Consider the following 12,988-nt stretch of genomic DNA (forward strand, 5'->3'; position numbering starts at 1 on the left):
GATCATCCCAATATACGCCCACGGAGGTGGTTTCTATGTATCAGCCTGGAAAAACTGTATGCCTACCGGTGCTTTTCTGCAGCTTGCTGGGAACGCTTTTTCTGAAAGAACCGCAGCTGGCGGCCCAGGGCTTTGAAAGCGGGCTTCGCCTTTGCGTGGACACCGTTTTGCCGGCGTTGTTTCCTTTTTTTGTTCTGACGGATCTGCTGTTGTCTTGTCCGTTTCGTGGAGATTGTTTTCGTCCGGCGGCGCGGTGTCTGGGAATGCAAAATAGCATCGGCATTCTCGTTATTTTAATTTCCTGGCTGGGAGGATATGCAGTTTGCGCGCGTCTTGTTGGAGAGCTTCGCCGCAGTCAGTTGCTGGACGAACGGGATGCATCACTAGTCCTTTTACTGGGGTGTTGCTCAAGCCCGGGGTTTGTCATTGGGTGTGTGGGAGGTTTGCTGCTGGGAAATCTTCGTCTCGGTGTGCTTTTGTATTTACTACAACTGGCGGCAAATCTGCTTGCAGCAGCTTTCTGCCTCAGCCTTCTGCCTAAAAATTCCTCATGCCACAGCGACGCACCGAATAAAGTCCCCAAACAGCCATCGCTGTCGATTTCCATCAACAACGCTGTAAGCAGCAGTTTGCAGGTATGCGGCTGTGTTCTGTTTTTTCGTATGGCAGAGGCAGTTTTGTTGCCGATGCTCCCGGACAATCGCTTGACAGTTCCTTTGACAAGCGCCTGCCTTGAAATCAGTGCAGGCTGTGCAGATTTTGCCGCATTGGGTGGAGGATTTGCGCTGTATGGATGTTGCATTTGCCTGAGTCTGCTGGGACTTTCCGTCTGGGTCCAGCTTTCCATGCTGCTACAGGGAGCACTCCCGATGAAATTGTTGCTTGTACACCGGGCCCTGCACTTGATTATGTTTTTGTTTATGGTACGGTTTTGCGTATATTTTCTTCCAGGTACAACTGCCGTATACCGGAGTATGGCACCGCGCGTTATTACCGCCCAGAGACTCCCGATCGATGCCACCATCATCGTGTTTTTGTTTCTCTGTGCTTCCCTTTACAAGGTCCGGCAAAACTTTTATAATAAATAGTATATTTGTTGGCTTTGGGGTGAGGATATGTTCAAAAAGACCTATTACGGAAGTAAAATTGCACCAGCTTGCTCCTATTGCCTGCATGGTACACCGGCCTCCGATCCTAAAATGATCCTCTGCAAGCTCAAAGGTGTGGTATCACCCTATTATTTTTGCCGTCGTTTCCAATACGACCCTTTGATGCGGGTGCCCCATCGTCAGGTGCTGCCGGAACTGGATCCCAAAGATTTCACATTGGAGTAAAAGGAGTTTTCAATGGAACACCCAAAGCAATCCAGGCGGGAAAGCCTGAAAACTGTGTGGCAGGAAAAAAAGGCAGTCACCATCGTCTATATTTTTTTGCGCACTTCCGTAGTGCTTGTATTGCTGGCACAAATTTTCAATCGGAACTTCGAGAATGTTTTCCTATGTCTTCTCACGCTGATTCTTTTCACTATGCCTTCCCTTTTGGAGCGGAAACTTGATATAGATCTGCCCAATACGCTGGAAATCATCATTCTTTTGTTCATTTATGCAGCTGAAATTCTTGGGGAAATCGGGGCGTACTATGTGACGTTCCCTTACTGGGACACGGTCCTGCATACGATGAACGGTTTTCTGTGTGCGGCCATCGGCTTTTCTCTGCTGGATATTCTGAACCGGCACAACCGGGCCCGGTTCCACCTTTCTCCGTTATATCTTGCCATTGTTGCCTTCTGCTTTTCGATGACAGTAGGGGTCGTGTGGGAATTTTTTGAATGCGCCATGGATCATTTTTTCTTTCTTGACATGCAGAAGGATGCCATCGTTCACAACATCGGCACCATCATGTTGGATCCCACCGGCGGCAATCATCCGGTTGTTCTGCGCAACATTACGGATGTGATTGTTGTGCAAGCCGACGGCACACAGACTGCGTTAGGGCTAGGCGGGTATCTCGATATCGGGTTGATGGATACGATGGAGGATCTCTTCGTCAACTTTATTGGTGCACTGGTGTTTTCCATTATCGGATATTTTTATGTGCGCAGTCGCGGCAAAGGCAAATTTGTAAAACGTTTTATTCCGGTAGCCAATGACAGTGCTTCCCCGGAAACCGCCGATGAAAAGGAGGAGCCGTTTGTATGAATTTCATTCTGGTTTCCCCCAATTTCCCCGAGACTTTCCGTTGGTTTGCGATTCGTCTGAAAGAAAACGGCGTAAATGTTTTGGGACTTGGGGATGCGCCCTATGACGAGCTTCATTCGGATCTTCGGGAAGCCTTGACGGAATACTACCGTCTGGATGACCTGGGAGATTATGACGCCATGGTTCGTGCGGTGGGGTATTTCACCTTCCGCTACGGAAAGATTGACTGGATTGAATCCAATAACGAGTATTGGTTGGAGATGGACGCAGCCCTGCGAACTGCCTTCAACATTACAACTGGCCCAAAATCCGCGGAAATTCACGGTTGGAAAAGCAAACTGGCCATGAAGGAAACCTACCAGCAGGCGGGCATTCCTTGCGCACGGTGCATTCCAGTTACGACCCGAAGAGCCGCCTTCGCTTTTGTGAAAGAGGTTGGATATCCGGTGGTCGTAAAACCCGATAATGGTGTCGGCGCCAACGCCACCTATCGGCTGGAGCAGGATGCTGATGTAGAGAATTTTTTTGCTGCGCTTCCGCAGGTTCCCTACGTAATGGAAGAATATGTCCCAGGTGTTGTCACAACCTACGACGGCATCTGCGATTCCCAGGGCAAGGTGCTCTTCGCCGTCAGCCATATTACGCCCAATTCCATCATGGATATGGTCAACAAAGGCGTTCCCACTTACTACTATATAAACGATCACGTTCCTGCGGATGTTGAGCAGATCGGGCGTAAAGCGCTGCAGGCCTTCGGCGTAACCCGCCGCTTTTTCCATCTTGAGTTTTTCCGCCTGACACAGAATAAACCCGGTCTGGGCTCTAAAGGAACCCTGCTTGGGTTGGAAGTCAATATGCGGCCTGCTGGCGGTTTTACAACAGAGATGATCAATTACGGGCAAAGTGTGGATGTTTATCAGATCTATGCTGACATGGTGGCCCACGATACCAGCAGACATACATATATCGGCCCCAAACGGTTCTGCGTTTATGTGGGACGCCGCACACAAGTACGGTATGCTTATTCTTTAGAACAGTTGTGTATATCCTGCGGTGAGCACCTTTGCCGAGTAGGAAAAATGCCGCCTGCATTGGCCGGCGCTATGGGCGACGAATGGATGATTTGTTGCTATGACAAAAAGCCGGAAATAGATCAGTTTGTCCGTAAGGCTTTTCTGCTCCCCCATAAAGTGAAACGGTAAGCGGTAACTTTTTATTTAAAGATACAAAAAATCCCTCCCGGGATCCTACAGAATCCGGGAGGGATTTTTACTGTGATTTCAGCGCAAAACTGTACAAAATGGATTAGTACATGCCACCCATGTCACCGCCAGCAGGGGCTGCCGGAGCCGGCGGTTCCGGCAGATCAGCAACCAGGCTTTCGGTGGTCAAAACCATCGCAGCAACGCTGGAAGCGTTCTCCAAAGCGGAACGGGTGACCTTGGTAGGATCGACGATACCAGCCTCGATCATATCCTCTACATACTCTTCCTTCTGAGCGTCAAAGCCATAGTTGGCCTTGTTGGCTTTCAGAATGTTGTTGATGATGACGCTGCCTTCCAGACCGGCGTTGGCTGCAATCTGACGCAGAGGCGCTTCCAGCGCTTTGCGGACGATCTTGGCGCCAGTGCGCTCGTCACCTTCCAGAGTATCGACGAGTTTGTCGACTGCAGGAATCGCGTTGATGGTAGCGGTGCCGCCGCCAGCAACGATGCCCTCTTCAACGGCCGCCTTGGTAGCGTTCAATGCATCCTCGATACGGAGCTTCTTATCCTTCATCTCGACCTCGGTGGCGGCACCGACCTTGATGACGGCAACACCGCCGGCCATCTTGGCCAGGCGCTCCTGCAGCTTCTCACGGTCGAAATCGGAGGTCGCAGTAGAAATCTGGTTGCGGATCTGGGCAACACGATCAGCAATGGCATTCTTATCGCCGTTGCCGCCCACAATGGTGGTGTTCTCCTTGGTCACCTTGACCTGACGGGCGGTGCCCAGCAACTGCATGGTAGCATCTTTGAGCTCGTAGCCCAGGTCGCTGCTGATCACGGTGCCACCGGTCAGGATAGCGATATCCTGCAGCATTTCCTTGCGACGATCGCCGAAGCCGGGGGCCTTGACGGCAACCACATTCAGGCCACCACGCAGGCGGTTGATGATCAGGTTGGACAGAGCATCGCCTTCGACATCCTCTGCGATGATCAGCAGCTTACGGCCAGACTGGATGACCTGCTCCAGCAGAGGAACAATATCCTGGAAGACGCTGATCTTTTTGTCAGTAATCAGGACAGAGCAATCTTCGTAGACGGTCTCCATCTTCTCGGTATCGGTGACCATGTAGGGAGTCACATAGCCACGGTCAAACTGCATACCTTCCACAACCTCGGTGTAGGTCTCGGCAGTAGTCTTGTTTTCCTCAATGGTGATAACACCGTCCGCGGTAACCTTTTCCATCGCGTCGGCAATCAACTGGCCGATCTCGGCATCACCAGCAGAAACGGTACCAACACGGGCGATATCCTTGCTGCCGTTAACCTTCTGGCTGTTGGCTTTGACGGCCTCAACAGCAGCGGAAACCGCCTTCTGCATGCCACGCTTGATGTCCATAGGATTGGCACCAGCAGTAACATTCTTCATACCTTCGTTGACCAAAGCCTGCGCCAGTACGGTAGCGGTCGTGGTGCCGTCGCCAGCAGCGTCGTTGGTCTTGGTGGCAACTTCACGAACGAGCTGCGCGCCCATATTCTCGAAAGCATCTTTCAGCTCAATTTCCTTGGCAATGGTCACGCCATCATTGGTGATAAGCGGGCTGCCGAACTTCTTGGCCAGCACCACATTTCGACCCTTGGGGCCCAGCGTAACCTTGACAGTATCAGCCAGCTGATCAATACCGGCGCACAGCGCCTTGCGGGCTTCTGCGCCCTGCTTAATCTGTTTAGCCATAAAGCATTTCTCCTTTGTATTTCAGAAAAGCGTTAAAATCAGGAAAATTATTCCACCACGGCGAGAATGTCGCTCTGGCGGACGATGGTGCACTCTTCACCGTCAACCTTGACTTCGGTACCAGAATACTTGCTGGTCAGCACTTTGTCGCCGACCTTGACAATCATCTGGACTTCCTTGCCGTCAACCATGCCACCGGGGCCAACAGCCAAAACTTCGGCAACCTGCGGCTTTTCCTTGGCGGAACCGGACAGGATCAAACCACCCTTGGTGGTTTCTTCTTCTTCGACCAGCTTGATCACAACGCGGTCTGCAAGAGGTTTGATTTTCATAATGAAAGATCCTCCCTATTAAAAGATTTCTCTTTGTAGATTTTGTTTAGCACTCAGTTCTCTTGAGTGCTAAACATATAATAACCACTTTCCCACAAAAAATCAAGGGGTTTGGATATAAAATTTTTATGAACAATTGAAATTTTGGAACAAGGCGGAAAGAAAGACGAGAAGGTGTTTTAGCTCTCGCGCTACGTTGAGTAGTCTGGGGCACTGCATTTGCAATTCCTCAAAAAGACAAAAAATCGCCGCAGCGCATCAAAACGCTGCGGCGATTTTAATCTGGAGCTAGTAGTCGGACTTGAACCGACGACCTGCTGATTACGAATCAGCTGCTCTACCAACTGAGCCATACTAGCACGCAGAAGCAACACTACCATTATACAGATTTTAACGAGCAAGTCAAGCCCTAGCGGTAAAAAAGTATAGTGTTGCCTGCATTTCTTAACAACTTACTTTCAATAGCTGCGCACATCCGTGGAGTCGAACCACAGCGGAGTCGGCCGGAAGGAACAAACAATCCCCGCGGAAAAATGGAATTGCCTCCGCGCTCTCAGGGAAAGCAACGCCACAGCCATCCACGCACAGTAAAACCTGGAAAGAGTTTTCCCCTGCGGAGACAGCGGCCATCTGACGGATGCGTTTGGTATTGATCAGCATCCGTTCCACCATGAAGTATTTACACCGGCACAGCAATTCGCTGGCACAACCAGGCGTATATTTCAAAACTCTCATCGGCTGACGAGGATTCTCACCGCTATCCAGGCGCGCCACATCCAGAGCACGGTCGATATGAAGCGTGCGGGGCTTTCCGTTCTTATCAACCCGTCCGTAATCGTACATACGATAGGTCAGATTGGAACTTTCCTGTATTTCCGCAATCAGCGCTCCTGCTCCTATAGCATGGACTGTGCCGGCCTGGATGTAAAACACGTCATCTTTGCGAATACGCACACGCCGCAGATAGTTTTCTACCGTGCCGTTTTCAAGACTTTTACGAAGCGTTTCCCGATCAATCGGGTGATTGAATCCATAAACAAGCTCGGCGTCGTCTGCTGCATCCAGGACGTACCACATCTCACTTTTGCCAGACTGGCCATGTTCATGCTCCATGGCGTATTCATCGCTGGGGTGCACCTGTACAGAAAGATCTCTTTTGGCATCGATGAATTTGATCAGAACCGGCAATTCTCCATCACGGGTGCGGGGATGCGTCCCAAGATACTCCGGATGGCCGCAAAGGACTTGCCGCAGTGTCTGTCCTGTGAAAGGCCCACTGGCCACCGTGCTGAGGCCATCTGGGTGGGTGGAGCACTCCCACGTTTCCGCCAGCGGACGCAGGTCGATTCCTTTTGAGAAGTCGTCGTTCAGGCGGTTCCCGCCCCAGAGATAGTCTTTGCCTACCGGGCAAAGCAAAAACGGCTCATTTTTCGAGAGGGAATTTTTGTTTGTCATGCACACTGATCTCCTTGCCCAACTGGACCTCGATCAACTTGAGTTCGGTGTCTGCAATAATGGTATGGCGGCAGCCTGCCTGCATGGTAACCACATCGCCTGCCTGCACAGGCTGCTCCATACCGTCTACAATGGTCCGCCCTGTACCGGAAATCACCGTCCATACCTCATCACGCCGGTTGTGGCTGTGATAATTCATGCTGTGGCCCGGATTCAGGGTCACTTTGATGGTCATGCTCTCGTCTTCCACGTCCAACACACGAAAACTGCCCCAGGATTTTTCGGCAAACATAATCTGCTGGTCAATGGCATCCACGTAGGGTTTGATATAACTGGACTGTTCTTTATCTGAAACCAGGATACCTTCCGGACTGGCAGAAACCACCACGTCCTTCAGGCCCATGCAGAGAACCGGCACATCCAGCTCATTAAGCACATGAACATTTTCGCAGGTATCGTTCAGAATGGCCTTGCCGATGCTGGCATCTTCCATGGCTTCGGTCAGTGTGTTCCAGGTTCCCATATCTTTCCACTGTCCCGCAAAGCGCATCACCTGAATGTTGGGTTCTTTCTCGACCACAGCATAGTCAAAGCTGATCTTCTGCAGGGTTTCGTATTTAGCAAAGAGATCTTGGTAATCGGTAAAATCAATCAGTTGGTGCGCACGCTCCAAAACATACTGCAGCCTGTACGCAAAGACACCGCCATTCCACAGGGCCCCCTGCGCAATGTATTCTGCTGCCGTTTTGGTATCCGGCTTTTCTTTGAAGGTCTTCACTTTGCTGACTGGATCGGCAGTTTCCGGAATGATATAGCCATATTTTTCGCTGGGGTACGTCGGCTCAATCCCCATAAGGGACAGATTGGCCTGCCCCTCTTCCGCCAAATCCGAGAGCCTTTTGAGCGCTTCAAAGTAATCGTTGTTGACGTAGGGATCGACCGGACATACCACGACGGGCTCTTCCAGTCCAACCCCTTTCACATCGTGCAGATAAGCGGTTGCCAGGGCAATGGCCGGGAAAGTATCCCGGCGGCAGGGTTCTACACAAACGCCGACGGCATCTCCCAGTTGGTTGTGAATGGAACTCACCTGCGTCTTGCTTGTAGCAATGGTGACAGTTGCGTCACGGTCGACCTCGGTAATCTGACGGTACACACGCTGGACCATGGACTCGTAACCGTTCGCCGTCTTAAATATCTTGATGAATTGTTTAGATCGGATATCATTGGACAGCGGCCACAGACGCTTGCCGGAACCGCCGGAAAGCAAAATAATATGCATAAACTTCTTCCTTTTCTGTCAATACCCGTAATCAGCGTTCTGCGCGCATGGGATTGTGAAGGAAGTCTTCGTACGCGAGACGAAGCCCGTCCTCCAGTTCGGTTTTGTAAGTCCAACCCAGCTTGGTTGCCTTGCTCACGTCCAGCAGCTTGCGAGGTGTGCCGTTGGGCTTGGTGGGATCCCAGCGAATCTCGCCGGTGTAGCCCACTACTTTGGCCACCAGCTCGGTCAGTTCCTTGATGGTGAGTTCCTTGCCGGTACCGGCGTTGACAGTCTCATTGCCGGAGTAGTTGTTCATCAGGAAGACACAGAGGTTGGCCAGGTCGTCTACATACAGGAACTCGCGCAGCGGGCTGCCGTCGCCCCAACAGGTGACGTAGGGCAGGCCCTGCTCCTTGGCTTCATGGAAGCGGCGGATGAGAGCGGGCACCACGTGGCTGTGGGTGGGATGATAGTTATCGTTGGGGCCGTACAGGTTGGTGGGCATGACGCTGATGTAGTCGGTGCCGTACTGACGGTTGAGATACTCGCAGTATTTGAGGCCCGAAATCTTGGCCAGGGCGTAAGCCTCGTTGGTCTTTTCCAGGGCGGAGGTAAGCAGGCAGTCTTCCTTCATGGGCTGAGGCGCCATGCGGGGATAGATGCAGCTGGAGCCCAGGAATTCCAGCTTCTTGCAGCCGTTCTTCCAGGCAGAGTGGATGACGTTCATCTCGAGGGTCATGTTGTCATACATGAAATCGGCCAGCGCTTCCTCATTGGCCACGATGCCGCCGACTTTGGCAGCTGCCAGAAAGACGTATTCCGGCTTTTCCTTGGCGAAGAACTCTTCCACGGCGTCCTGACGGGTCAGGTCCAGTTCCTTGTGGGTACGAGTGATGATGTTGGTGTAGCCCTGACGCTGCAGTTCACGGACGATGGCGCTGCCCACCATGCCGCGGTGGCCCGCCACATAAATCTTGGCATTTTTATCCATCATGGGATAAGACTTCCTTTCTACTGTTGGAAACAAGGTAAATGAAATGTTATTGCAAAAGCCGTTTTCTATCCCTTGCAGGCGGATATTTTACTTCCGCACGCCCTTCTCCAGGGCTTCGATCTTGTACAGGTCCACATTCTCTTCGGCACGCTCCACGGCTACCTTGCGCATATCGCTGCGGACCATCAGGCGGACCAGTTCCTCAAAGCTGGTCTTGGTGGGATTCCAGCCCAGCTCGGTCTTGGCCTTGGTGGGATCCCCCCACAGGTTAACCACGTCGGTGGGACGGTAGAAGTCCGGGCTGACCTCGATGAGTACCTTGCCGGTGGCCTTGTCGATGCCCTTTTCTTCCATACCTTCGCCCTGGAACTCCAGCTCAATGCCCACCTCGTGGAAGGCCAGCTGGCAGAATTCCCGCACGCTGTGCTGCTCGCCGGTGGCGATGACGAAGTCGTCCGGCTTGTCCTGCTGCAGAATCAGCCACATGCACTCCACGTAATCCTTGGCATAGCCCCAGTCGCGCAGGCTGGACAGATTGCCCAGGTACAGCTTATCCTGCTTGCCCTGGGCAATGCGAGCCGCTGCTAAAGTGATCTTGCGGGTAACGAAGGTCTCGCCGCGCCGCTCGGATTCATGGTTGAACAGGATACCGGAGCAGCAGTACATGTTGTAGGCTTCCCGGTATTCCTTCACGATCCAGAAGCCGTACTGCTTGGCCACGGCGTAGGGGCTGTAAGGATGAAACGGAGTCTTTTCGTTCTGGGGGACTTCCTCCACCTTGCCGTACAACTCACTGGTGGACGCCTGGTAGATGCGGCAGGTCTTTTCCAACCCGCAGACGCGCACCGCTTCCAGTACGCGCAGCACGCCGGTAGCCACCACGTCGGCGGTGTATTCCGGCACGTCAAAGCTGACCTGCACGTGGCTTTGGGCGGCCAAGTTGTAGATCTCGTCCGGGCGCACTTCGCTGATGATCTTCACCAGGCTGATGGAGTCGCCCAGGTCACCGTAATGCAAGTGAAACTGGGGATTCCCTTCCAGATGGGCAATGCGCTCCCGGTAGTCCACACTGGAACGGCGGATCATGCCGTGGACGTCGTAGCCTTTTTCGATCAGGAATTCGGCCAAATAGCTTCCGTCTTGTCCGGTTACACCGGTAATCAATGCTTTTTTCATACGTTGTTTCACCTTTCTGCTTGTGGTAACCGCACAGAACACACCACACGGCCCTTCTTTTCTGTTTGCAATTGTATCGTGATTTTCTTTGTTTATACAGGGAAAATCTTGCAGAAGACTAGCATTATATTGACTTTCTTGCTATACTATAAAAAACAGCTGATACGAGGTGATCTTCTACGGATACGCCGCTTTTTGATGGAAAGCTGGTACACTCCAGACGTATTATCTACACACCTTCTCCCTTTGCCAGAGCCAGTTTACTGCATTTGCAGGAGGTAGGCAACTTGCAGGCTCGGCAGCCGCATGACAGCGCACGCAAGGATCTTTCCTCCTATCTGTTTTTTCTGGTAGAGCATGGTTCCGGTGCGCTGGAATATGAAGGGGTGCACCGCGGGCTGAAGACTGGAGACTGTGCCTTTTTGGATTGCCGCAGACCATATCTGCACCGCACCGGGGAAAATCTTTGGCATTTGCGCTGGGTCCATTTTTTCGGCCCGAATATGGGAGCTATTTACAAAAAGTATGAGGAACGCGGAGGCCAACCAGTGTTTCGTGCGCGCCAACCGGAACGTTTTTCGCGCCTGTTGCAGGAACTGTACCAACTGGCCGGGTCCGACGACTATGTGCGCGATATGCAGATTTATGGCAAGCTTGTGGAACTTTTGACCCTTCTAATGGAAGAAAGCTGGCATCCAGGCACTGTACGTGTGACACACGGAAAGAAACAAAATCTTCAGGAAATCAAGGAATATCTTGACACGCATTTTGCAGAAAAAATCACACTGGACGATCTTTCTGCGAAATTTTACATCAATAAATTTTATTTAACCCGCGTCTTTAAAGAGCAATTCGGTCAGCCCGTAACAAACTACCTCGTACAATTGCGCATTACTCAGGCCAAACGGATGCTTCGCTTTACTGACCGCAGCATTGAGGCTATCGCGCAGGATTGCGGCCTGAATGATGCCAACTATTTTTCGCGCCTCTTCAAAAAAGTGGAGGGCGTTCCGCCAGGGGAATACCGCCGCCAGTGGTGAAGAATGGAAGGATTTCACCTCCCCCCTCCTTTGCCCGGCTTGACAGTTCTTTCGATTTATGATATCGTTAAACCAATAAAACACCGTGTGGATTTTTACAGTGTCACGCTACTTTTCGCCACACAATGGTCTGATTTGGATCATTGTGTGGCTTTTTTGTGTGCTTTTGGGCGAAAGGATCCTGTATATGAATACCTCTTTTATGAAAGAAAAGCCGATTTTTCCCCTGCTGACTTCTATGGCGTTACCAATGGTATTTTCGATGCTGGTAAACGCTTTGTATAATATTGTGGACAGCTTTTTTGTGGCACAGATCAGTGAAGAAGCCATGACGGCGCTCTCGCTGGTTTTTCCGATGCAAAACCTCATCAACGCCATTGCAATCGGTTTTGGGGTGGGTATCAACGCGCAGATCGCGCTGCACCTTGGCGCCGGGGCCCAGTGTCGTGCCGATACAGCTGCCACCCACGGTATGCTCTATTCGCTGCTTCACGGTATCGTGATCACAATCATCAGCATTGCGGTCGTTCAGAAATTTTTGTCCGCGTTCACCGACAACACCCTTGTTATCCACATGGGCACTACCTATGCAACCATCGCTTTTTCTTTTTCCATTATTATTATGGGGTCGTTGGCTTTTGAAAAAATGTATCAGGCAATCGGGCAAATGAAAATCACTATGTGTGCGTTGGTCGCCGGAACCGTCTGCAATATTCTGCTGGACCCCATGATGATTTTTGGCATAGGGCCTTTTCCCAGACTGGGTATCGCCGGAGCTGCCCTGGCTACCGGGATCGGTCAGACACTGACACTTTGTATTTATCTTGTATATTACAAAACACATTCCCTGCCTGTTCATTTGCGACGTACTTGTCTGTGCCCTAACGGCAGAATGGATTTACAGCTGTATGCCATTGGCATTCCTGCCATCTTGAATCTGGCTCTTCCATCGGTCCTGATTTCATTTTTGAATGGGATTCTTTCTGTATTTTCTCAAAGCTATGTGGTGGTGCTTGGTATTTACTACAAGCTCCAGACCTTTTTGTATCTGCCGGGCAGTGGTATTGTACAAGGCATGCGGCCATTGATTGCGTACAATTATGGGGCCGGCGAAACCAAGCGTGTTCGAAAAATCTATCGGCTGACCCTGTGGCTCTGTGCTGCTATTATGGCGATGGGGACAGTGCTGTGTCTGCTGCTTTCCGACCGGTTGATTTCCTTGTTCACGTCCAACCCGGAAACCATCCGCATTGGACGGCAGGCACTTCGCGTCATCAGTCTTGGCTTTATCATCTCTGCCGTTTCTGTTGCCTCTTCCGGTGCGCTGGAGGGCCTCGGTAAAGGAGCAGCCTCGCTGGTTATCTCTCTGTTTCGTTACAGCTTTGCGATCATGCCGCTGGCCTGGATCCTTTGCCGTGCCATGGGCCCCACGGGCGTCTGGCATGCCTTCTGGATCACCGAGGTGATTTCGGCAGGAATCTCCGTGGTTGTATATCAAAAGAGTGTAAAACTTCCGTAAAACGAAGATTTTCACTTGTGCTGTCACAACACTTGCGGTATGATACAGATATCAGCCTAACGAGAGGACC

Annotated in this window: 12 protein-coding genes and 1 tRNA gene; 6 read left to right on the top strand and 7 right to left on the bottom strand. The window is 51.5% G+C overall.

The window, feature by feature from the left end:
- Nucleotides 1–35 precede the first annotated feature (35 nt).
- The 4 genes from NQ490_RS15135 to NQ490_RS15150 are packed head-to-tail and all read left to right on the top strand — an operon-like array spanning nucleotide 36 to nucleotide 3,400.
- A complete protein-coding gene (locus NQ490_RS15135; RefSeq protein WP_147644654.1) occupies nucleotides 36–1,088 on the top strand; it encodes a hypothetical protein in 1,053 nt (350 codons plus the stop codon).
- A 27-nt stretch (nucleotides 1,089–1,115) separates the two neighbouring features.
- A complete protein-coding gene (locus NQ490_RS15140) occupies nucleotides 1,116–1,334 on the top strand; it encodes a hypothetical protein (RefSeq protein ID WP_007046304.1) in 219 nt (72 codons plus the stop codon).
- 12 nt (nucleotides 1,335–1,346) lie between these two features.
- A complete protein-coding gene (locus NQ490_RS15145) occupies nucleotides 1,347–2,198 on the top strand; it encodes a hypothetical protein (RefSeq protein ID WP_007046303.1) in 852 nt (283 codons plus the stop codon).
- Nucleotides 2,195–3,400, top strand: a complete 1,206-nt coding sequence (locus NQ490_RS15150) for an ATP-grasp domain-containing protein (protein WP_007046302.1) — start codon at nucleotides 2,195–2,197, stop codon at nucleotides 3,398–3,400. The genes NQ490_RS15145 and NQ490_RS15150 overlap by 4 nt, the downstream gene beginning before the upstream one ends.
- 103 nt (nucleotides 3,401–3,503) lie before the next feature.
- Here the strand turns inward: NQ490_RS15150 and groL are convergent, their stop codons facing one another.
- The 7 genes from groL to gmd form a co-directional block, all read right to left on the bottom strand.
- The gene (gene groL / locus NQ490_RS15155) at nucleotides 3,504–5,138 is read right to left on the bottom strand and encodes a chaperonin GroEL (protein WP_007046301.1); all 1,635 of its coding nucleotides are present in this window, start codon (nucleotides 5,136–5,138) and stop codon (nucleotides 3,504–3,506) included.
- A gap of 47 nt (nucleotides 5,139–5,185) precedes the next feature.
- Nucleotides 5,186–5,470 (bottom strand): co-chaperone GroES, encoded by a 285-nt coding sequence (locus NQ490_RS15160; protein ID WP_007046300.1) that lies wholly within the window; start codon nucleotides 5,468–5,470, stop codon nucleotides 5,186–5,188.
- A 283-nt stretch (nucleotides 5,471–5,753) separates the two neighbouring features.
- Nucleotides 5,754–5,829, bottom strand: a tRNA-Thr gene (locus NQ490_RS15165).
- Nucleotides 5,830–5,914: 85 nt separating this feature from the next.
- Nucleotides 5,915–6,925: a type I phosphomannose isomerase catalytic subunit gene (locus NQ490_RS15170; RefSeq protein ID WP_050764673.1), complete on the bottom strand. Its 1,011-nt coding sequence runs from the start codon at nucleotides 6,923–6,925 to the stop codon at nucleotides 5,915–5,917.
- A complete protein-coding gene (locus NQ490_RS15175) occupies nucleotides 6,894–8,207 on the bottom strand; it encodes a sugar phosphate nucleotidyltransferase (protein ID WP_007046297.1) in 1,314 nt (437 codons plus the stop codon). Before NQ490_RS15175 ends, NQ490_RS15170 begins: the two co-directional genes overlap by 32 nt.
- A gap of 31 nt (nucleotides 8,208–8,238) precedes the next feature.
- On the bottom strand, nucleotides 8,239–9,183 hold the full coding sequence (locus NQ490_RS15180; protein WP_007046296.1) for a GDP-L-fucose synthase family protein: 945 nt from the start codon (nucleotides 9,181–9,183) through the stop codon (nucleotides 8,239–8,241).
- Nucleotides 9,184–9,270: 87 nt separating this feature from the next.
- A complete protein-coding gene (gmd, locus tag NQ490_RS15185) occupies nucleotides 9,271–10,359 on the bottom strand; it encodes a GDP-mannose 4,6-dehydratase (protein WP_007046295.1) in 1,089 nt (362 codons plus the stop codon).
- Nucleotides 10,360–10,646: 287 nt separating this feature from the next.
- On the opposite strand from gmd, the gene NQ490_RS15190 reads away from it, so the two are divergent.
- Nucleotides 10,647–11,399 carry an AraC family transcriptional regulator gene (locus tag NQ490_RS15190; RefSeq protein ID WP_242654972.1) on the top strand — a complete coding sequence of 251 codons (753 nt, stop codon included), beginning with the start codon at nucleotides 10,647–10,649 and terminating at the stop codon, nucleotides 11,397–11,399.
- A gap of 187 nt (nucleotides 11,400–11,586) precedes the next feature.
- Nucleotides 11,587–12,918, top strand: coding sequence for an MATE family efflux transporter (locus tag NQ490_RS15195; protein ID WP_040917550.1), 1,332 nt, complete (start codon nucleotides 11,587–11,589; stop codon nucleotides 12,916–12,918).
- Nucleotides 12,919–12,988 lie beyond the last annotated feature (70 nt).

This window comes from Subdoligranulum variabile, from assembly GCF_025152575.1.
Taxonomy (GTDB): Bacteria; Bacillota; Clostridia; order Oscillospirales; family Ruminococcaceae; genus Gemmiger; species Gemmiger variabilis.

Bases quoted from the DNA above. Each gene is read 5' to 3' on its own strand.
- NQ490_RS15135 (WP_147644654.1), top strand. From the start codon at position 36: ATGTATCAGCCTGGAAAAACTGTATGCCTACCGGTGCTTTTCTGCAGC.
- NQ490_RS15140 (WP_007046304.1), top strand. From the start codon at position 1,116: ATGTTCAAAAAGACCTATTACGGAAGTAAAATTGCACCAGCTTGCTCC.
- NQ490_RS15145 (WP_007046303.1), top strand. From the start codon at position 1,347: ATGGAACACCCAAAGCAATCCAGGCGGGAAAGCCTGAAAACTGTGTGG.
- NQ490_RS15150 (WP_007046302.1), top strand. From the start codon at position 2,195: ATGAATTTCATTCTGGTTTCCCCCAATTTCCCCGAGACTTTCCGTTGG.
- groL (WP_007046301.1), bottom strand. From the start codon at position 5,138: ATGGCTAAACAGATTAAGCAGGGCGCAGAAGCCCGCAAGGCGCTGTGC.
- NQ490_RS15160 (WP_007046300.1), bottom strand. From the start codon at position 5,470: ATGAAAATCAAACCTCTTGCAGACCGCGTTGTGATCAAGCTGGTCGAA.
- NQ490_RS15170 (WP_050764673.1), bottom strand. From the start codon at position 6,925: ATGACAAACAAAAATTCCCTCTCGAAAAATGAGCCGTTTTTGCTTTGC.
- NQ490_RS15175 (WP_007046297.1), bottom strand. From the start codon at position 8,207: ATGCATATTATTTTGCTTTCCGGCGGTTCCGGCAAGCGTCTGTGGCCG.
- NQ490_RS15180 (WP_007046296.1), bottom strand. From the start codon at position 9,183: ATGATGGATAAAAATGCCAAGATTTATGTGGCGGGCCACCGCGGCATG.
- gmd (WP_007046295.1), bottom strand. From the start codon at position 10,359: ATGAAAAAAGCATTGATTACCGGTGTAACCGGACAAGACGGAAGCTAT.
- NQ490_RS15195 (WP_040917550.1), top strand. From the start codon at position 11,587: ATGAATACCTCTTTTATGAAAGAAAAGCCGATTTTTCCCCTGCTGACT.